Annotated in this window: 23 protein-coding genes; 14 read left to right on the top strand and 9 right to left on the bottom strand. The window is 64.6% G+C overall.

Annotated features, from left to right (window positions below):
- Positions 1–20: 20 nt before the first annotated feature.
- The gene (locus tag DW352_RS06030; RefSeq protein ID WP_115689455.1) at positions 21–932 is read left to right on the top strand and encodes a LysR family transcriptional regulator; all 912 of its coding nucleotides are present in this window, start codon (positions 21–23) and stop codon (positions 930–932) included.
- Between the two features lie 42 nt (positions 933–974).
- Here DW352_RS06030 and DW352_RS06025 read toward each other — a convergent pair whose 3' ends face one another.
- Positions 975–1946 (bottom strand): ATP-binding protein, encoded by a 972-nt coding sequence (locus DW352_RS06025; RefSeq protein ID WP_115689453.1) that lies wholly within the window; start codon positions 1944–1946, stop codon positions 975–977.
- 217 nt (positions 1947–2163) lie between these two features.
- Here DW352_RS06025 and yajC point away from each other — a divergent pair, with 217 nt between their 5' ends.
- The 5 genes from yajC (at position 2164) to DW352_RS06000 (ending at position 6497) form a co-directional block, all read left to right on the top strand.
- Positions 2164–2517 carry a preprotein translocase subunit YajC gene (gene yajC, locus DW352_RS06020; protein WP_115689451.1) on the top strand — a complete coding sequence of 118 codons (354 nt, stop codon included), beginning with the start codon at positions 2164–2166 and terminating at the stop codon, positions 2515–2517.
- A gap of 39 nt (positions 2518–2556) precedes the next feature.
- Positions 2557–4155, top strand: a complete 1599-nt coding sequence (gene secD / locus DW352_RS06015) for a protein translocase subunit SecD (protein WP_115689449.1) — start codon at positions 2557–2559, stop codon at positions 4153–4155.
- Between the two features lie 57 nt (positions 4156–4212).
- On the top strand, positions 4213–5112 hold the full coding sequence (secF, locus tag DW352_RS06010) for a protein translocase subunit SecF (RefSeq protein ID WP_115694261.1): 900 nt from the start codon (positions 4213–4215) through the stop codon (positions 5110–5112).
- Positions 5113–5204: 92 nt separating this feature from the next.
- Positions 5205–5624: an Mth938-like domain-containing protein gene (locus DW352_RS06005; protein WP_245434336.1), complete on the top strand. Its 420-nt coding sequence runs from the start codon at positions 5205–5207 to the stop codon at positions 5622–5624.
- Between the two features lie 21 nt (positions 5625–5645).
- Entirely contained in the window at positions 5646–6497 is an 852-nt protein-coding gene (locus DW352_RS06000) for a phytoene/squalene synthase family protein (protein ID WP_115689445.1), read from the top strand.
- A 114-nt stretch (positions 6498–6611) separates the two neighbouring features.
- Here DW352_RS06000 and trmFO read toward each other — a convergent pair whose 3' ends face one another.
- Positions 6612–8033 carry a methylenetetrahydrofolate--tRNA-(uracil(54)-C(5))-methyltransferase (FADH(2)-oxidizing) TrmFO gene (trmFO, locus tag DW352_RS05995; protein WP_115689443.1) on the bottom strand — a complete coding sequence of 474 codons (1422 nt, stop codon included), beginning with the start codon at positions 8031–8033 and terminating at the stop codon, positions 6612–6614.
- 61 nt (positions 8034–8094) lie between these two features.
- Here trmFO and DW352_RS05990 point away from each other — a divergent pair, with 61 nt between their 5' ends.
- Positions 8095–8712, top strand: a complete 618-nt coding sequence (locus tag DW352_RS05990) for a hypothetical protein (RefSeq protein WP_162826811.1) — start codon at positions 8095–8097, stop codon at positions 8710–8712.
- Positions 8713–8776: 64 nt separating this feature from the next.
- On the opposite strand, the gene DW352_RS05985 is transcribed toward DW352_RS05990, so the two are convergent.
- On the bottom strand, positions 8777–8932 hold the full coding sequence (locus DW352_RS05985; protein WP_115689439.1) for a DUF1127 domain-containing protein: 156 nt from the start codon (positions 8930–8932) through the stop codon (positions 8777–8779).
- Positions 8933–9381: 449 nt separating this feature from the next.
- On the opposite strand from DW352_RS05985, the gene DW352_RS05980 reads away from it, so the two are divergent.
- The 3 genes from DW352_RS05980 to DW352_RS05965 all read left to right on the top strand — a co-directional run bounded on the left by DW352_RS05980 (position 9382) and on the right by DW352_RS05965 (position 12044).
- Positions 9382–10152, top strand: coding sequence for a molybdate ABC transporter substrate-binding protein (locus DW352_RS05980; protein ID WP_115689437.1), 771 nt, complete (start codon positions 9382–9384; stop codon positions 10150–10152).
- Between the two features lie 38 nt (positions 10153–10190).
- Complete coding sequence (locus tag DW352_RS05975) at positions 10191–11366, top strand: MFS transporter (RefSeq protein WP_115689435.1); 1176 nt, start codon at positions 10191–10193, stop codon at positions 11364–11366.
- Positions 11367–11585: 219 nt separating this feature from the next.
- The gene (locus DW352_RS05965; protein WP_115689431.1) at positions 11586–12044 is read left to right on the top strand and encodes a MaoC family dehydratase; all 459 of its coding nucleotides are present in this window, start codon (positions 11586–11588) and stop codon (positions 12042–12044) included.
- A 41-nt stretch (positions 12045–12085) separates the two neighbouring features.
- On the opposite strand, the gene DW352_RS05960 is transcribed toward DW352_RS05965, so the two are convergent.
- On the bottom strand, positions 12086–12394 hold the full coding sequence (locus tag DW352_RS05960) for a hypothetical protein (RefSeq protein WP_115689429.1): 309 nt from the start codon (positions 12392–12394) through the stop codon (positions 12086–12088).
- Positions 12395–12678: 284 nt separating this feature from the next.
- Between DW352_RS05960 and DW352_RS05955 the strand changes: the two genes are divergently transcribed.
- A complete protein-coding gene (locus DW352_RS05955; RefSeq protein ID WP_115689427.1) occupies positions 12679–13551 on the top strand; it encodes a protein-methionine-sulfoxide reductase heme-binding subunit MsrQ in 873 nt (290 codons plus the stop codon).
- A 29-nt stretch (positions 13552–13580) separates the two neighbouring features.
- Here the strand turns inward: DW352_RS05955 and DW352_RS05950 are convergent, their stop codons facing one another.
- Complete coding sequence (locus tag DW352_RS05950; protein ID WP_115689425.1) at positions 13581–14090, bottom strand: hypothetical protein; 510 nt, start codon at positions 14088–14090, stop codon at positions 13581–13583.
- Positions 14091–14158: 68 nt separating this feature from the next.
- A complete protein-coding gene (locus DW352_RS05945; protein ID WP_115689423.1) occupies positions 14159–14434 on the bottom strand; it encodes a GNAT family N-acetyltransferase in 276 nt (91 codons plus the stop codon).
- A 72-nt stretch (positions 14435–14506) separates the two neighbouring features.
- Between DW352_RS05945 and DW352_RS05940 the strand changes: the two genes are divergently transcribed.
- Both DW352_RS05940 and DW352_RS05935 read left to right on the top strand, forming a co-directional pair.
- Complete coding sequence (locus DW352_RS05940) at positions 14507–15121, top strand: glutathione S-transferase family protein (RefSeq protein ID WP_115689421.1); 615 nt, start codon at positions 14507–14509, stop codon at positions 15119–15121.
- A gap of 31 nt (positions 15122–15152) precedes the next feature.
- Positions 15153–15995 carry a hypothetical protein gene (locus tag DW352_RS05935; protein ID WP_162826810.1) on the top strand — a complete coding sequence of 281 codons (843 nt, stop codon included), beginning with the start codon at positions 15153–15155 and terminating at the stop codon, positions 15993–15995.
- 4 nt (positions 15996–15999) lie between these two features.
- Here DW352_RS05935 and adhP read toward each other — a convergent pair whose 3' ends face one another.
- On the bottom strand, positions 16000–17028 hold the full coding sequence (gene adhP, locus DW352_RS05930) for an alcohol dehydrogenase AdhP (protein WP_115689417.1): 1029 nt from the start codon (positions 17026–17028) through the stop codon (positions 16000–16002).
- A 124-nt stretch (positions 17029–17152) separates the two neighbouring features.
- On the opposite strand from adhP, the gene DW352_RS05925 reads away from it, so the two are divergent.
- The gene (locus DW352_RS05925) at positions 17153–17395 is read left to right on the top strand and encodes a hypothetical protein (protein ID WP_115689415.1); all 243 of its coding nucleotides are present in this window, start codon (positions 17153–17155) and stop codon (positions 17393–17395) included.
- Positions 17396–17404: 9 nt separating this feature from the next.
- On the opposite strand, the gene DW352_RS05920 is transcribed toward DW352_RS05925, so the two are convergent.
- Positions 17405–17953: a lysozyme inhibitor LprI family protein gene (locus DW352_RS05920; RefSeq protein ID WP_115689413.1), complete on the bottom strand. Its 549-nt coding sequence runs from the start codon at positions 17951–17953 to the stop codon at positions 17405–17407.
- Entirely contained in the window at positions 17950–18687 is a 738-nt protein-coding gene (locus tag DW352_RS05915) for a hypothetical protein (RefSeq protein WP_115689411.1), read from the bottom strand. Before DW352_RS05915 ends, DW352_RS05920 begins: the two co-directional genes overlap by 4 nt.
- Between the last annotated feature and the right edge of the window lie 39 nt (positions 18688–18726).

The following is an 18726-nucleotide window of genomic DNA, read 5'->3' as shown; positions in this document are numbered from 1 at the left end:
GATATAGCTGGAGATCGCCCGTGGATTACGCCGCCTGGAAGCTGTTCGTCGATGCCGCCGAACTCGGCAGCCTCAGCAAGGTCGCGCTGGCCTATGGCACCAGCCAGCCGCACATCAGCCGGCGCATCAGCGAACTGGAGCAGGAGTGCGGTGGCCGGCTGTTTCAGCGTACCGGTCGCGGCGTGGCCCTCACCGAGCTCGGCCAGCGGATTGCGCCGCAGGTCCGCGCCTGGATGGCCAGCACCGAACAGTTGGCGAGCGATGTACGCGCGTCAGCCGGCACGCCGATCGGCAAGGTGCGTTTGGGCAGTCTGCCCTCCACGGCGCATCCGCTTGTCAGTACGCTCTACAAGCGGCTGAAGGAGCAATACCCGCTCATTCAGCTCGCGGTGCGGGAAGGGCAAGGGTCGCAGCTGGAAACCTGGCTCGAGGACGGCACCGTCGATCTGGCCATCCTTTACCGCACCAGCGGCGAGCCGAAGGGTGGCGACGTCTATCTGGTCGAAACGTCGACCTATCTCGTCAGTGCGGCCGGCGACCCATTAACCGCGCGACCGACCGTCCCGTTTTCGGCGCTGAACAATCTGCCGCTGGTGCTGTTCTGCCGCCCGAGCAGCTGGCGCAATTACCTTGAACAGGTCAGCGGCCAGCATGGCTTCTCGCTCAATGTCGCGCTGGAGGCGGACTCGCTGCGCCTGCAAACTCAGATCGTCTCCGAGGGCGGCATGTACGCGCTGCTCGGGCCTTACGCCGTGAGCGGCGCGTCGCACGAGTGTCGGCTTCAGTCCGCCAAGCTTGTCGATCCGGTCATCACGCGTCACATCGCGCTGGCCATGTCGCGCCATGGCACCATGACGCTGGCCTGCCGTACGGTCATGCAGGTTGCCCGTGAAATCGTGCGATCGGGCTCCGCCGGCCTGCGCCGGACGTAGCCGCAATGACGCGGCCAAATCCGGCACAGCGGAAATACTGGCTCAGCTCAAAGCCACGCCCAGCCGGCCGGCGAGGTCCTGGATGAACTGCCAAGCGACGCGGCCCGAGCGTGAGCCGCGGGTCGTCGACCATTCGAGCGCGTCGCGACGCAGTTCTTCGGCGTCCGCCTTGATCTTGTAGTGCGTGACGTAGCTGTCGATCATCGCCAGGTATTCGTCCTGGCTGCAGCGGTGGAAACCGAGCCACAGGCCGAAACGATCCGACAGCGACACCTTTTCCTCGACCGCTTCGCCCGGATTGATTCCGGTCGAGCGCTCGTTCTCGATCATGTCGCGCGAGAGCAGGTGGCGCCGATTCGACGTCGCGTAGAAGATCACGTTGTCGGGGCGGCCTTCGATGCCGCCTTCGAGCACGGCCTTGAGCGATTTGTAGCTCGTGTCGTCGGCGTCGAAGGAGAGGTCGTCGCAGAAGACGATGAAGCGATAGCGCGAGCCGCGCATCAGCGCCATCAGCTCGGGCAGGCTCTCGATGTCCTCGCGATGAATCTCGACGAGCTTGAGCGGCCCGTCATTGCGGCCTCCCGCCAGTTGCGCATTCACCGTGGCGTGCGACGCCTTCACCAGCGACGACTTGCCCATGCCGCGCGCGCCCCACAGCAACGCGTTGTTGGCCGGCAGCCCCTTGGCGAAACGCTCGGTGTTCTCAATGAGCGTGTCGCGCACGCGATCGACGCCTTTTAAGAGCGACATCTCGACGCGGTTGACGCGCGGCACCGGCGCGAGCCGGCCGTCCGGGTGCCAGATGAAGGCATCGGCGGCAGCGAGGTCGGGCAGTGCCTTCGCCTTCGGCGCCAGCCGCTCGAGGGCGTTGGCGATGCGCTCGAGCACGTCGGCGCTGGCCAGAGCATCGGCTTTGCCATTGCTGGCAGGCTTGGCGGACGTCTTGGCGGATTGCTTGGCGGACGCCTTGGGCGCCGCTTTAGGCTTCGATTTGGAGGATTTCGACTTGGCCATGGGGACATTCTTTCGAGAATGACGCTGCTCTTAGCGGGCGGGGGGTGTGGACGGCAAGGGCGCCTGGAAAAGGCCCCAATCGGCGGCTTTGGCAGGGCCGTGCGGCGTTGCTTTTGACCGGGCGGCGGTTATAGTCCCGCGCAAATTTAGGCGGTGGCGGCGGGTTTTAGGCCCGGCCGGCGCGGCACGGCCAGAACCGGAACGAGGATCTCCAACGATGTTTACGACGCCCGCTTTTGCCCAGGGATCGCTGTTCGGGGGCGCCGGCGGCGAGGGCGGCATGATCATGTCGCTCCTGCCATTCGTCCTGATCTTCGTGATCATGTACTTCCTGATCCTGCGTCCGCAGCAGAAGCGCGTGAAGACGCATCAGGAAATGGTCAAGAATGTCCGCCGCGGCGACACCGTCATCACCAATGGCGGTCTCGTCGGCAAGGTCACCAAGGTGATCGACGACGATCAGGTCGAGATCGAAATCGCCGACGGCGTGAAGATTCGGCAGATGCGGCAGATGCTCACCGACGTGCGCTCCAAGGGCGAGCCCGTGAAAGAGGATGCCGCGGCGAGCTGAGCGGCTTCCTCGTAGTTCTTCAATCGAAGTCGAGACGTCATGTTATATTTTACCCGGTGGAAGGCGGCGGCGATCGTTCTGACGGCGCTCGTCGTCTGCCTGTTTGCCGTGCCCAACTTTTTTCCGTCTTCGGTTGTCGAGAGCTGGCCGAAGTGGGCGCAGCGCCACATCGTGCTGGGCCTCGACCTGCAAGGCGGCTCGCACATCCTTCTGGAAGTCGACAGCAAGGCCGTCCGGCGCGAGAAGCTTGAGTCGCTGCGTGACGACGTGCGCCGCACGTTGCGCGACGGCCGCATCGGCTATACCGGCCTTGCCGTGCGCGGCAACAGCGTGGAAGTGCGCGTTCGCGATGCCGCCAGCGTCGATCAGGCGTTGACCAAGCTGCGCACACTGTCGCAGCCGCTCGGCGGTATCCTGAGCGCGACCGGCCAGAGCAGCCTCGACATCACGCGTGACAACGACCTTATCCGGCTCACCGTCACCGAGCCGGCGATCATCGAGCGCGTGCGGCAATCGGTCGATCAGTCGATCCAGATCATCGAGCGCCGCGTCAACGAGCTTGGCACCGTCGAGCCCTTGATTCAGCGCGAAGGCACCGACCGCATCCTGGTGCAGGTCCCGGGCCTGCAGGACCCGACCCGCCTCAAGCAACTCCTCGGCAAGACCGCCAAGCTCGACTTCCGCATGGTGGACACCTCGATCCCGGCCGAGCAGGCGCAGGGCCGCGTGCCGCCGGATGACGATCTGCTCTACAGCAGCACCGGCCAGCCGAAGACGCCTTATCTGATCGAGAAGCGCGTTTTGGTCTCCGGCGCCGATCTGACGGACGCGCAGCCGGGCTTCGACCAGCGCACCTCCGAACCGATCGTCAGCTTCCGCTTCAACACGTCGGGTGCGCGCAAGTTCGCCGAGGCGACGCAGCAGAACGTCGGCAAGCCCTTCGCCATCGTGCTCGATAACGAGGTGATCTCGGCGCCGGTGATCCGCGAGCCGATTCTTGGCGGCTCCGGGCAGATCTCCGGCAACTTCACCGTGCAGAGCGCCAACGACCTGGCGATTCTGTTGCGCGCCGGCGCGCTGCCGGCGCCGCTGACCATCATCGAGGAGCGCACCGTCGGTCCCGGCCTCGGCCAGGATTCGATCGCCAAGGGCAAGCTGTCGTCCTATGTCGGCGCCGCGCTCGTCATCATCTTCATGCTCGTGACTTATGGCCTGTTCGGCCTGTTCGCGAACATCGCCGTGGCGGTCAACGTCGCCATGATCTTCGGCATCCTGTCGCTGCTCAACGCCACGCTGACCTTGCCCGGTATCGCCGGCATCGTGCTCACCGTCGGCATCGCGGTCGACTCGAACGTGCTGATCTACGAACGCATCCGTGAAGAGGTGCGGGCGGGGCGCACGCCGATCAACGCCATCGATGCGGGCTTCTCGCGCGCGCTGGCGACGATTCTCGACTCCAACATCACGACCTTCATCGCCGCCGCCGTGCTGTTCTACATCGGCACGGGCCCGGTGCGCGGCTTCGCCGTGACGTTCGGCATCGGCATCCTCACCACGGTTTTCACCGCCTTCACGCTGACGCGGCTCATCGTCGCCTATTGGGTACGCTGGTGGCGTCCCAAGAGCGTTCCGATCTAAGGGGAGCTGCCGTTGCGCCTGCTTCGTATCGTTCCGGACGACACCAAATTCGACTTTATGCGCTTCAGGCGCATAAGCTTTCCTATTTCGGCGATCGCTTCGATCCTGGCCATTTCTCTCTACTTCTTCCACGGCCTGAACTTCGGCATCGACTTCAAGGGCGGCCTGCTCATCGAAGTGCAGACCAAGTCGGGCGCGGCGGCCGATCTCGGCGGCATGCGCACGACGCTGGGCGGCCTCGGCCTCGGCGAGGTGCAGCTTCAGGAGTTTGGCGCGCCGAACGACGTGTTGATCCGCATTGCCGAGCAGCCGGGCGGCGATGCCGCGCAGCAGGTGGCGGTGCAGAAGGTGCGCACGGCGCTTGGCGACTCCGTCGAGTACCGGCGCGTCGAGGTCGTCGGTCCGCGCGTGTCGGGCGAGCTGTTGTCCTACGGCGTGATCGGTCTCGGCCTCGCGATCCTGGGCATCCTGATCTATCTGTGGTTCCGCTTCGAATGGCAGTTCGCGCTCGGCGCCATGATCGCCAACGTGCACGACATCGTGCTGACCATCGGCTTCATGTCGGTGACGCAGATCGACTTCGATCTGACCAGCATCGCGGCGCTGCTGACCATTCTCGGCTATTCGCTCAACGACACGGTCGTCATCTACGACCGTATCCGCGAGATGCTGCGGCGCTACAAGAAGATGCCGATGCCGGAGCTGCTCAACGGCGCGATCAATCAGACCTTGTCCCGCTCGGTCATCACCCACTTGACGGTGTCGCTCGCCTTGCTGGCGCTGTTCCTGTTCGGCGGCCAGGCCATCCACTCCTTCACCGCGACCATGCTGTTCGGCGTGGTGCTGGTCGGCACCTACACCTCGGTGTTCATCGCGTCGCCGATCCTCATCTATCTCGGCGTCGGCCGGGGCACCGACGCCCTGACCGGCCCGGCGTCCAAAGACAGCAAGCCGTAACGGCCTGTCCCGCTCGTCCCCGCGAAAGCAGGGACCCAGCGCGCAAATTGCGGCGTTATTGATTGTGATTCTGGATTTCCGCTGGCGCGGGAATGAGCGGAGTGTGGGGCGCTGTCGGCTCCTTGACGATGATGACGGATATCGAAACCCCGCATCTGCCGCGTCCGGCGCTGATCGACGCCTACGGCAATGGCGGCTTTCGCTTCGGCGGGATGTCGCATCGCGGTTCGCTGTTGTGTTTTCCCGACGGCATCTGGGCTTGGCCGGTGACCGGCCTGAGCGAATTGACGACGTCGTCGCTCGAGGCGGCTTTCGCCCGGGCGGAACGTCTCGACTTCTTCCTGATCGGCGGGGGCCGCGATCCGTGGGTGCTGCCGGAGCGGCTGCGCGACCGTTTCGCGCGCGCATCCTTGACCGTGGACGCGATGCCGACCGGCGCGGCGGTGCGCACCTGGAATATCCTGCTCGCGGAGAACCGCAGGGTCGGCGCGGCGCTGATCGCGGTGGATTGAGCGCGGCGCGAGAGTGATCCGATGAAAAGCAATTTCGATCACTGCGCGGCGCTGGTGCGCGAGACCGACCGCGACCGCTATCTCGCGACATTGTTCGCGCCGGAGGCGAGGCGCGAAGGCTTGTTCGCGCTCTATGCGTTCAACGGCGAGATCGCGCGCGTGCGCGACGTGGCGCGCGAGCCGATGCCGGGCGAAATTCGGCTGCAATGGTGGCGCGAAGTCCTCGAAGGCAAGCGCGACGGCGAGGCGGCCGCGCATCCCGTGGCGGCCGCGCTCATGGCCACGGTGAAGCGTCACAAGCTGTCGCAAGAAACGCTGATCGCGCTGATCGATGCGCGTACCTTCGATCTCTACGACGATCCGTTTCCGACGCTCGACGATCTCGACAATTACGCGGTGCTCACCTGGAGCGCGCTGCTGTCTTTGGCGGCGCAAATCCTCGGCGCGGCGAATGAGGCGAGCGGCATTCTCCTGCGCCATGCCGGCATCGCATTGGCCATCGATCATCTGCTGCTGTCGCTGCCGCGGCACGCGTCAAGGCACCAGCTTTATGTGCCGTTGGAGGTGCTGCAACGTCACGGCGCCAAGAGCGACGAGTTGTTTGCCGGGCATGACAGCGAGCAACTGAAAGCCGCGCTGGCCGAGCTGCGGCGTCATGCCCGCCGGCAATTGCACGCGGCGATGATGGAAGCGGGGCAGGTGCCGGTGCAGCTGATGCCGGCCTTGCTGCCGCTTGCGCTGGTCGGGCCGCAGCTCGCGCGTATGGATCGGCGCGGCTATGAGCCGTTCCGGCCCGAGCCTTTGTCGCGGCTGCGGCGGCAGTGGTTGCTGTGGCGGGCGGCGCGGGATCCGAAGCGGATATTTGCGGTGTGATTGCTGTCGTTCCGGGCGACTGAGCGTAGCGAAGGAGGCCCGGGACCCATACGCCGCAGTCTACCGAGAGGGCACGGCGTATGGGCCCCCGCCTTCGTGGGGGCGACAGAAGTGCTACTCCGCCGCCGCCTTTGTCTGTGCGCCGATCCAGGTCCCAAGATCGGTCAGCGCGCGCCGGCTGATCGCGCTCTTCTTGGCGAGCTCCCGTGCCTTGGCGCGGCCGAGCTTGCTCTTGCGGTCGAATTCCGGCGGCTCGGCGAGCGGCGGAAACAGTCCGAAGTTGACGTTCATCGGCTGGAAGGACGACGGGCCGCTGACGATGGTCTCGATGTGACCGCCGGTGATGTGCGCCAGAACGGCGCCATGCGCGGTCGTCGGCGGCGGCGGTGCGAGTTGCTCGCCGCGCCGTTCGGCGGCGGCAAAGCGCCCGGCCATCAGGCCGACGGCGGCGCTCTCGACATAGCCTTCGCAGCCGGTGATCTGGCCGGCGAAGCGCCAGCGCGTGTTGGCTTTCAGCCGCAGCGTGGTGTCGAGCAGCTTCGGCGCGTTGATGAAGGTGTTGCGGTGCAGGCCGCCGAGCCGTGCGAATTCGGCATTCTGCAGCCCCGGGATGGTGCGGAAGACGCGCACTTGTTCGGCATGCTTCAGCTTGGTCTGGAAGCCGACCATGTTGTACAGCGTGCCGAGTTTGTTGTCCTGGCGCAGCTGCACGACCGCATGGGGCTTCACGTCGGGCTGATGCGGATTGGTCAGCCCGATCGGCTTCATCGGCCCGTAGCGCAAGGTCTCGCGGCCGCGCTCGGCCATCACCTCGACCGGCAGACAGCCGTCGAAATAGGGCGTCGCCGCTTCCCATTCCTTGAACACGGTCTTGTCGCCGGTGATCAGCGCGTCGACGAACGCTTCGTATTGCTCGCGGGTGAGCGGGCAGTTGATGTAGTCGGCGCCGGAGCCGCCCGGACCGGCCTTGTCGTAGCGCGACTGGAACCAGGCCTGCGTCATATCGATCGAGTCGCGATGCACGATCGGCGCGATCGCATCGAAGAAAGCGAGCTGATCCTGGCCCGTCAATTCACGGATACTGGCGGCGAGGTCGGGCGAGGTGAGGGGCCCTGTCGCGATGATGACGCTGTCCCAATCATCGCGCGGCCGCGCGATCTCGCCGCGCTCGATCGTGATGAGCGGATGCGACGTGAGCGCTTGCGTGACCGCGTCGGAGAAACCGTCGCGATCGACCGCGAGCGCGCCGCCGGCGGGCACCTGATTGGCATCGCCGGCGCGCATGATCAGCGAGCCGAGACGGCGCATCTCCTCATGCAGCAGCCCGACGGCGTTGTGCTCGGCATCGTCGGAACGGAAGGAGTTCGAGCACACGAGCTCGGCGAGGCCATCCGTCTTGTGCGCGTCTGTGGAGCGCTCGGGGCGCATCTCGTGCAACACGACGGGGATACCGTTCTGCGCGAGTTGCCACGCGGCCTCGGAACCGGCCAATCCACCGCCGATCACGTGCACTGCTTGTAATTCGTCTCTCGTCATTCGATGATGAATAGGTCGTCGCTGCCACGGCGGCAATGGTTGAGTAGTAACGGGTTCCGTCATGCGCGTATCGCCCCGGCTTGTGGGATTGGCCTCCGTTCTGTGGGCCCTGGCATCGCCATTTGCATTTGCCGGCACCGCCGACGTCGTCGCCGCCACCTTCGACGCCTATTCCGTCGTCGCGCCGACGCCGGAGCGCGTGATCGTCTGCCACGGCTTCGGCTGCAAGTACCGGTCGGAGGTGGCGCTCTCGGCGGCGGACCGCGCCAAGCTCGCCCAGATCATGGCCGGCGGGAAAGGCTCGGCCGTGGCCGAGCGTCAGGCGATCGCCGGGGCTTGGGCCTGGTTCGACAAGCGGATCGCGACGGACGCCGGGACGCGCAATCACGTCGCCGCGGCGGGCGCCCAGTATATGTTCGACGCCAACCAGTTCGACTGCGTTGACGCCAGCCGCAACACGACGAGCCTGCTGCTGGTCCTCGACCAGCTCGGGCTGCTGCGGTTCCACGCCGTGGACGTGCCGAAGTCGCGCGGCGCCTTCATCGACGGGCGGCCGTTCCACTACACGGCGGTGCTGCGCGAAAAGGCGAACGGGATCGAGTGGGCGGTCGATTCCTGGACCCGGGCCTACGGCCAGCCGGCCGAGGTGATGACGCTGGCGCGCTGGCTGTCGAGCTGACACCCCCGAAAACGAAAACGCCCGCGTCGAGGCGGGCGTTTGCTGTCGTCAGATAGCGGAAGCGTTAGGCGTCGTGCGCCGCGCTCCAGGCCACGCGCGGGATGTCCGAACGGCTGATGCCGAGGTCGGCCAACTCGCGATCGCCGAGCCGATTCAGCTCGTTGAGGCTCTGGTTGTAGCGCTTCCATTCACGGATGAAGCGAACAATGTGGGCAAGCATGGGAAGCTCTCTCTATTCTCTGGCCGGCCCTCTCTGGCGCCGGCGAACTCCGTTGCGCGCAACATAGGCATATCGTGCTGCAGGAGTAGGCATTATGTTGCGCTGCAGCTATTCACAAAATGCATACGTGATCACATTGATTATTAAGGGAAAATTTGAAAAATGACAGAATGATTATCGCTTCCGGCGGTCGGGCACTTCGCATCTGCAACAGGAAGTGAGAGATCACGGCGCCAGATGACCCATATTCGTTCTCGATCGATGGGATTCGGAAAACGACGCGCCAAAAAATCAGGCAATCGGGTCGATTGAGTACCTTTCGAGCAAATCAGAGCCAGGCGGCCCCATGCGCCTACCGCATGGTTCACTGTTAGGGCCTCAGTCGGCGGCCCGTCGCCCGTATTCGCACGCAAAATGGTATAGAGGGATGCCGAAAGAGGGGGACTTCGATGCCGAGAGCCTTGGGTGCCGCAGCGCTGCTGTCGATCAGTTTCTGGCTGGCTGGGAGTGCGCCGGTCTTGGCCGCCGAGGTCAAGGTGCTGACCACCGGCGCCTTCAAGCAGATGGTCTTGACGCTCGTTCCCGATTTCGAGCGGCAGAGCGGCCATAAGGTGGTGGTCGACAACGACACGGCGGGCGCCGTCAAAAAGCGCATCGAAGGCGGCGAGGTGTTCGATGTCGCGGTGATCACGCCGGGCGCCATCGACGCGCTTGCAGCCGAAGGGAAGATCGCCGCCGGCAGCCGCGTCGACTTGGCGCGTGTCGGGGTCGGCGTCATGGTGCGGGACGGTGCGGCCAAGCCCGATGTCGCCACCCTTGACGCCTTCAAGGAAGTGCTGCTGAAGGCCAAGAGCGTCGCCTACATCGATCCGGCGAGCGGCGGATCGAGCGGCATCTATCTCGACAAGCTGTTCGAACGTCTCGGCGTGGCGCAAGAGGTGCGCGCCAAGGCCAAGTTGAAGAAGGGCGGTTACGTCGCGGATCTGCTGTTGAACGGTCAGGCCGAACTCGGCCTGCATCAGATCAGCGAGATCGTGCCGGTGAAAGGCGTCACGCTGGTCGGGCCCTTGCCCAAGGAAATCCAGAACTACACGACCTATTCCGCCGGTGTGTCGGCGGCGAGCGACAAGAAGGATATCGGCCAAGCCTTGATCAAAGCCTTTACCAGTCCGGCCGCAGCGGCGGTGCTGAAGGAAAAGGGCATGGAGCCGGCGAGCTGAGGGCTTGCGCCTTGTCACATGCACTGCGTGAGCGGGGGTTGGATCGGCGCATCGTCATCACGGCCCTCGGCGTTGCGCAGATCCTGGCCTGGGGCAGTTCGTTCTATTTCCCCGCTGTCTTCGCGGCGCCGATCGTACGCGACACCGGTTGGTCGCTGGGCTTTGTGGTCGGCGGCACATCGTTGGGACTGCTGGTCGCCGGGCTGATCTCGCCGCAAGTCGGACGGCTGATCGATCGCCATGGCGGGCGGCCGGTGCTGCTGGCGAGTTCGCTGCTGTATGCGGCGGGGCTTACCGGCGTCGGGCTGGCGCCGAACCTGCCGGCGTACCTCCTTTCATGGGTCGTGATCGGCTTCGGCATGGGCACAGGGCTTTACGACGCCGTCTTTGCCGCGCTCGGCCGTCTTTATGGCAGCGACGCCCGTGCGCCGATCACCAATCTGACCTTGTTCGGCGGCTTCGCCAGCACGGTTTGCTGGCCGCTCAGCGCCTTCATGATCGATCATCTCGGCTGGCGCAGCGCCTGCTTCGTTTACGCCGGTCTGCATCTGCTGATCGCGTTACCGCTGCAGATGGCCGTGCTGCGCGGCGATACCAAAGCATCGCCGGTCGCCGCCGCCGAAGGCGCCGCGCCACCGACCGCCCGCGCGAACGAAGGTTTGATCTTTGCGATCCTGGCCGTTGTTCTGTCGATCGCCGCCGGCATCGGCTCGACCGTGATCGTGCATCTGATGCTGTTTCTGGAAGCGCGCGGCGTCGAGCTCGCCGTCGCGGTCGGCCTCGGCACTTTGTTCGGGCCGGCGCAAGTCGGCGCGCGCATCGTCGAACGTCTCTTCGGCAACCGTTATCACCCGATCTGGACGATGGTCGCGTCGTGCCTGCTGATGGCGATCGGGCTGGCGCTGCTCATGGCGCACTTTCCCGTGCTGGCGCTGGTGATCCTGCTGTATGGCGCCGGCTACGGCATTTCGTGGATCGGGCGGGGGACGCTGCCGCTCGCGCTGTTCGGCCCGATCCGCTTTCCACGCCTGATGGGGAAGCTCGCTTTTCCGAGCCTGATCGTTCAGGCCCTGGCGCCGTCAGCAGGTGCCTTGCTCATCGAGCGCGTCGGGGCGAATGCAACCATCGGCGTGCTGACCGTCTTGGCCCTGGTCAATATCGGCCTCATCGCCGCGCTGTGGCGGCTCTGCCGAACCGAGACTAGCGTGCCGTGACGACAGCAACGTCGACAGGATTGTCTTGCTCGCTTTGCGCCGAGCTGAGGGAAAGAGCGAGGCCGAGCAAAGCGAGTGCGAAAATGCTGATGGCAAACCGAATGAGGATCATGACACGTACCGTTCTGAAATGATCAACGTCGCCATTGAACACGCTCGAGGCAACAACCGTTATGATGTATGTCAAAATACCGCCAAGCCTTGTGAAAGCATGACGATATGATTTTGCCTTTGCAGATGCTCTATTTCGAAGACCTCTCGGTGGGCATGACCGAGACGCTGCGCAAGACGATCGAATCGTCCGATGTCGTCGGCTTTGCCGAGGTGACCGGCGACCGTAACCCGATCCACCTGTCGGAGCATTTCGCGGCGCAGACGCCGTTCGGCACGCGCATCGCTCACGGCCTCTATACCGCCAGCCTGATCTCGGCGGTGCTCGGCACGCGGCTGCCGGGGCCGGGCGCCGTCTACATTTCGCAAACGCTGAACTTCCAGGCGCCGGTCAAAATCGGCGACACCGTCGAAGTGAAAGTCACGGTCGCGGAGCTGATGCCGGAACGGCGTCGCGCGCGGCTCGAATGCACATGCAGCGTCGATGGCGAAGTCGTTCTCCACGGCGAAGCCTGGGTGAAGGTGCCGTCGAAAGAAGGGGGCGGGCGTCCGATGCCGCGCGTGTAGCGGCGACGGACGCCGTCGGCCGAACGAAAAAGGCTTGCCGCTTATAGGCCTGGCTTCAGGCCGAACACGCAGCGACGGCTTCCATCGGGGCGACGGCAGATCGTCAACTGACCGTCCGGAGGCGACACGGGCATGGCTTCATCGTAAGGCACAAGCTCGCCGTCGATCATCCATCCTTGCGCGTTCGATCTGATCTGCGAATAGCTTTTGCAATCGTAATCGCCGCAGCACCACTCGCCGGCGGCATTCTTGAAGCCGCCGCGATTGATCCAACTGTCGTGTGCAAAAGCAGAAAAGCTGAACAGGGTCGCCGACACAATCACCAGATTACGAAGCCAGGGTTTCGACATAAGTGGCCTCCTCGGCGCATCGCCGCGTGTGTGACCAGCCCTTTCCCCTGTGGCGTGCTGCCGTCGTCCGGCTCATCGGCAGTTCGTAACGCGCAACCTTGTGATCGGTTGTGACGAATCGAACAATGCAAACAATGTTAGTACGTTCCACGGCTTTGGAAAGGTAGAATTGTGCAATGCGGAACTGGCGTAAAATCAAGCAAAATAGCGCAATATCTCGACATAATACCGCGCGCGCCAGCGCGCGTGTGCATGATGGCCGACATTCCTAGGGAGCCCGTGCCGTGAGTTCTGACTGGGCGTTATGGCGCGACCGACGCGGTCGCGTGTCGGCCTTGCGCATCCTGGCGCTTGCCTTGCTTTTGTTTCCGATCGCCAAGGCGGTGTTCGACGTACAGGACATCGTTCAGGGCGCGCGTCCGCTCAACGATGTCATTCATCGCACCGGGTTCTGGACGCTGGTGTTCCTGGCCGTCACCTTGGCGATCACGCCGTTGCGGTCCATCGCGCGCTACGGACAATTGATCGACGTGCGCCGTATGTTGGGCGTCGGCACCTTCTGTTACGCCGCGACACATATAGCGTTGTATGTCGCCGATCAGAGCTACGACGTCGTCAAGATCGTGCACGAAATCACGCATCGCGTTTACCTGATCATCGGCATGACCGCGCTGCTTGGCCTTGCGGTGCTGGCGATCACGTCGACGGACGGAATGATCCGCCGGATCGGGCCGTTGCGGTGGCGCCGCTTGCATCAGGCGATCTACGGCATCGCGCTGCTGGCGATCGTCCATTACTTCCAACAGACCAAGGCGGATGTGACCGTACCCGTGTTCGTCGCGAGCCTGTTCGGCTGGCTCATCGGCTATCGCATCGTGGCGTGGTGGCAGGACCGGACCGAATTGTCGACGTTGAGCTTGCTCGCACTATCGGTAACGGTTGCGCTGCTCACCTTCGCGGGCGAGGCCATTGGGATCGGACTGGCGTTCGGAGTGTCGCCATTGCGGATCTTGGATACGGTGTTCGATTTTGACGCCGGCATCCGACCGGGTTGGCAAGTGCTGGCGGCGGGACTGGCCGTGCTCGTCCTCGACTTGGTGCGCGCGCGCTGGAACGGCCGCCGGACGCGTCCGCGTCCTATCGCTGTGCCGCCGTGAAGACCATTGGGCTTACGTCTTCTTGGCCGTCAAATCTTGCGGCTGTCGTAGGCCCAATGCAGCAAGGCCTGTCGTTGCCGCCGGCGGCACAGGAGTTCGCCGGGCTCGCAGTTCTTTCTGATCTGCGCGACATCCCGACGGATCGCCTTCCAGCGCTTGATCTGCCGGGCATCCTCGTCCGGCATGCGGCGGCCCATGTAGTAACGGCAGTACCATTGAAACCAGCCGCGCGGATCGTCGGGATGAATCCAGCCCTTGCGCTTCCACTCCGATAAGGGCTGGCTGGCATCGATGCCGAAAAAGTTGAGGGCGCAGTCGCGCTCCGCCTTGGCAAATTTGGCGCGGGTGAACCAGCTCTTGGGAAACTCGCGCCGGCAGTCCGTCATGTACTTGCCGCAGAACACCCCGAGCGCCAGCATTTGAGCCGGCGTCAGATCCGGCGTGAATTCGGGCGCGAAGCCGCGTCCGGCGGGTGCCGTCAACGTATAGCGATAGCCCTTCTGCATCTTGTCATTGACGGTGACGACACGCCGGCGCATCGGTCGCTCTTTGTCCAATCGTTATGTCTGTTGCTGCGTAATCTTTTCTGCCGTTGTCGCGCGGCAATTTAAGCGCGCAAGTCGGCGTACTCGGGATGTTTGTCCATATAGGAAGCGACGAACGGGCACAGCGGCTTGACTTTCGACCCTTCGGCACGCGCGATATCGAGCACTCCACGCACCAGCTTGGAGCCGATGCCACGCCCATTGAGCTCCTGGGGCACCTCGGTATGAAGAATCGTCAGCAGCGTTCCCTCGCGCCGATAAGTGGAGAATGCGGTGTGGCCGTCGAGGTCGAGCTCGAAACGATGGCGGGCGGCATTGTCGTGGACGTCGTTGGACATGGTCACATTCTCGGCATGGGTCTAGACTAGCAACAAGCTCGTCGTTCTTGAACGTTTTGACAAGGTCCCGCCATGCCGGATTTGACGCTCTATCATGCCACCCCCTCGCGTTCGTCGGTCGTTTTGTGGATGCTGGAGGAGATCGGCGAACCGTATGACATCCATCTCTTGAGCCTCAGCGCGGGCGATAACCTCAAGCCGGATTATCTTGCGGTCAATCCGATGGGCAAAGTGCCGGCCTTGTCTCATAACGGCACGGTCATCACCGAGGTGGCGGCGATCTGCACCTATCTCGCCGACGCGTTTCCGCAGAAGAATCTGGCCGTACCGATCGGCACGCCGCGGCGCGGCGTCTATCTCAAGTGGCTGTTCTTCGGCCCGGGTTGTCTCGAACCGGCGGTGATCGACCGGGCTGCGCCGCGCAAAGAGGCGCCGCGGCGGGCCATGCTCGGCTATGGCGATTTCGACACCACGATGGACGTGATCGCCAAGGCGGTCGAAAAGGGCCCGTGGCTGATGGGCGAGCAATTCACTGCTGCGGACGTCGTCATTGGCGCCAACATCCGCTGGGCCACGATCTTCAAGCTCATTCCCGAGCGCAAGGAGTTCGTCGATTATGCCGCGCGGATCGCCGCGCGGCCGGCGGCACAGCGTGCCGAGGCCAAGGACAAGGAACTCGCGGGCTGAACCAAACCGTCGTGGGGCGCGACCAAACAGCATGAAAAAGCACATTGCGGTCCTTGCCGCCATTTGTATGACGGCTGTCGTCGCGTCTCGCGTGGCGGCGGCGACGCCGGAAGATGCCTACATCGCCGCGCGCGACGCGGCGATTGCCGCCATGAAGGCGTTGCCCGCGGGCGACGACGATGACGCCACGCGCAAGCGCGAGGAGGCGGCTCGCACCGATCTGACCGGCCGGCTGCAGGCGATCATCGGCCCCATCGCGATCAAAGGCCTCGATGGTCAGGCGCGGTCGAACATCGAGACCTTGTTCGAAGGCGATCAAGGTTTCGGTACGCTCGACGGCTTGGTATTCGGCGCCGTGGATGGCCCTCTGCAGGTGGTCGTCACGACCGAGGGCCTGCTGCGGCGCTGGCTCGTCGGCCATCGGCAATGGTGGGGCGACAAGGGGGCGCGCATGCCGCGGAGCTTGGCCGCGGCGGCTGCGACCAACGCCTTCTACACTCAAGCCATCAGCACCGACGCGGCAGTGACGAAGTTCGTTGCATTGCCGGTCATGAAGCCGGATGAGGCGACGTTCGCCTTTGCCATGCTTGCCGCGCGCTCCCAAGACGCCGTGCCGGCCAAGGCGGACGAGGTGTTCGTCACCGTTTCTTATGGCGGCCGCGTCTATCTTGCGTGTGGCAAGGCCAGCGCCGCCATCGGTCCCATTGGAGTCTGCGAACGCATCCGTCGCGAGTCTCAAACCAAGTCGGAGGCGGAGCAGGCGAAAGATGAGCGGGATTTCCTGCGCTGCTTTGCCGAGCGGGCGCCGCGCGAGCCGGCCTTCGGCACGGCGCTCAAAGATGCGCAGGATCTGATCGGGCGCCTGCCGCGCTGACGCCTCACGCCATATCGAGCACGACGCGGCCGTCGATGGTGCCCTTGGTCATGGCGTCGAAGATATCGTTGATGTCTTCGAGCTTGCGCGTGGTCACCGTCGTTTTCACCTTGCCTTCGGCGGCGAAGGCGAGCGCCTCGACGAGGTCCTTGCGCGTGCCGACGATCGAGCCGCGCACGGTGATGCGCTTGAGCACGACATCGAAGATCGGCGTCGGGAAATCGCCTGGCGGCAAGCCGACAAGGCCGACAGTGCCGCGGCGGCGGGTCATCGCGATGGCCTGACCGAAAGCGGCGTTCGACACGGCCGTGACCAGGACGCCGTGCGCGCCGCCGCCGGTTTCCCTGATCACTTTGGCGACCGCGTCCTCGGTCTTGGCGTTGGCGGTGACGTCGGCCCCAAGCTTGCGGGCCAAAGCGAGCTTGTCGTCGGCGACATCGATGGCGGCGACATGCAGGCCCATGGCCTTCGCATATTGCACGGCGACATGGCCGAGACCGCCGATGCCGGAGATGGCGACCCATTCGCCGGGCTTGGCCTCGGTCTCCTTGAGACCCTTATAAGTGGTGACGCCGGCGCACAGGATTGGCGCCATGGCGATGAGATCGGCGCCCTTCGGGATGCGGCCGACATAGGCCGCGGCTGCCAGCACGTAATCGGCATAGCCGCCGTCGACGCTGTAGCCGGTGTTGTGCTGGCTCTCGCACACGGTCTCCCAGCCGCTCGTGCAGTATTCGCAGCAGCCGCAGGCATCGTGCAGCCAGGGCACGCCGACGATATCGCCTTCCTTGAGGCCGAGCACGCCTTTGCCGACCTTGGCGACGGTGCCGATGGCTTCGTGTCCCGGAATGAAGGGCGGATTGGGTTTCACCGGCCAGTCGCCGTTCGCCGCGTGCAGATCGGTGTGGCAGACGCCGCTGGCGCGCACTTTCACGAGCACTTCACCGAGGCCCGGTTCGGGAACTTTGACTTCTTCGATGGTGAGAGGCTTGCCGAAGCTCCGGACGACGGCGGCTTTCATCATGTTGGCCATGCGCTGCTCCCGTGGATTGCCCGCGTGTCACATCACGATACCGGGCCGCCCACCTTGCGCTGGATCAATCGTCGCGTTCGCGCGCCATGCCAGAAGCATAGCGCGACGCGAAGGAACTCGGACGATGACGAAGAAGCTTGATTGGACGCCCGACACCAGCCTGCCGACCGGCAAGGGCGCGACGGTGCAGCGTTTCACCGCCACCGACGGCAAGAACAAACTAGAGATCGACACGGCGCCGTGGGGCGAGGGCGATCTCACCATCAACGGCGCCAAGCGCGCGCATGTCGAGAACGAGAAGACGGCGCAGCGCGCGTTCCGCGATCTCGACGCGCTGGCGGAGCGTTTCGAGCAGGAAGGCGAATAGGCGCGGCGATCAATCGTTTTCGACCGCCTTGAGCCACAACGCGTGACGCGCGGTTTCGCGGTTGCTGCAGGTCGCGTAGATCGTGCGCGCCACCGTGCCGCCTTCGTAGCGCAGGCCTTCGATATCGCAGGCTTTGGCGCGCCAGGTTTCCCACGCCGTTTCCATATCGTCGATCAGCGTCGCGCCCGAGACGGGGTGGGTGAGGCGGGTCTGCGGCGGCCGGTTATAAGGCTGCACCGGCGACTGGCCTGCGGGCCCTTCGCGCAGCGCTTTCAGGCTCGCGTCGATCATGGCCTGCCACACCGCCCGTTCGCGTGCGGCGCATCGTTCCTGGCCCGGCGTCGAGCCCGGGGGGAAGGCATCGTTCGGCTCGGCCGGCGCATCGGTGCACGGCTGATAGACGATGCCGATGCAGCGTTCCGGCCGGTCGGCTTCGCGCTTGAGGCAGGTCTCGATCGCAGCGCGATCCTCGGCCTTCGGCGGCTCCTGCGCCCAAGCCGCGCTGGATGCCGCGCTGGATGCTGCGGCGATGACAAAAACAAAAGCGAGCGGCTTCATTCCGGGTCTGACCCTTCGGTGATCGACGTCACGCGCACGGCAAGCTGTTTGTTGTTCTCGCTCAGGCGCAGCACGATGTCGAACGGCTTTTCCGGTCCCTCTTTCGGCACCCACATGGTGACGCGAAAACGGATGACGCCGTCGTTGCCGATGGTGAGGTTGTCGCGACCGAAGACGGAGAACACCCAGTTCTCGGACAAGGCTTTGGGCAGCTTCAGCTTCGCGCGCACCGCCGGCTCGACGATCTTCAGCAAATCGATGACGGCCGGGCTGGCGGCGCGGAGCGCATAAAGCTCGAAGGCGCCGGTGTTGAAACGCAGCTGCATCGCGCGCACGGCGAGGGTGCCGTCCGGCGACCAGCTCACATCCTCGCTGCGGCGGTTGGCGTGGCTGTCGCCGTTGTTCCAATAGCCGGTCGTGCTCTTGGCGAGCACCGCGCCGTCCTTGAGCCGCACCAGCAGCAATTCGAGCGTCTCGTCTTCCGGCTCGTCGCGCGGGGCGGCGCGGGGGGTGCGCCAGGCAAAGCCGCGCTCACGCGTCGGCGAGAGCGTATCGGCGATGATGCGCGCGGCGCCCGGGCCCGCGCCACAGGTCAGGCCCTCGAACGCGTCGGGCCGACACGGGCCCATGTCGGCGCGGGCGCGGCCGGCAAAGGCGATCGCCGCGGCGACGATGACGACACAGGCGATGGCCGCGACGATGGCGTCGCGCAGCGGATCGATTTCGTCGGACATGAGGCCCCCGCGGCCGATATGAGCACGCTTCGTCCCCTT

Origin of the sequence: Pseudolabrys taiwanensis (assembly GCF_003367395.1) — a bacterium.
Taxonomy (GTDB): domain Bacteria; phylum Pseudomonadota; class Alphaproteobacteria; order Rhizobiales; family Xanthobacteraceae; genus Pseudolabrys; species Pseudolabrys taiwanensis.
The sequence above is the reverse complement of the archived record's forward strand: the minus strand, read 5'-3'. Positions and strand labels throughout refer to the sequence as shown.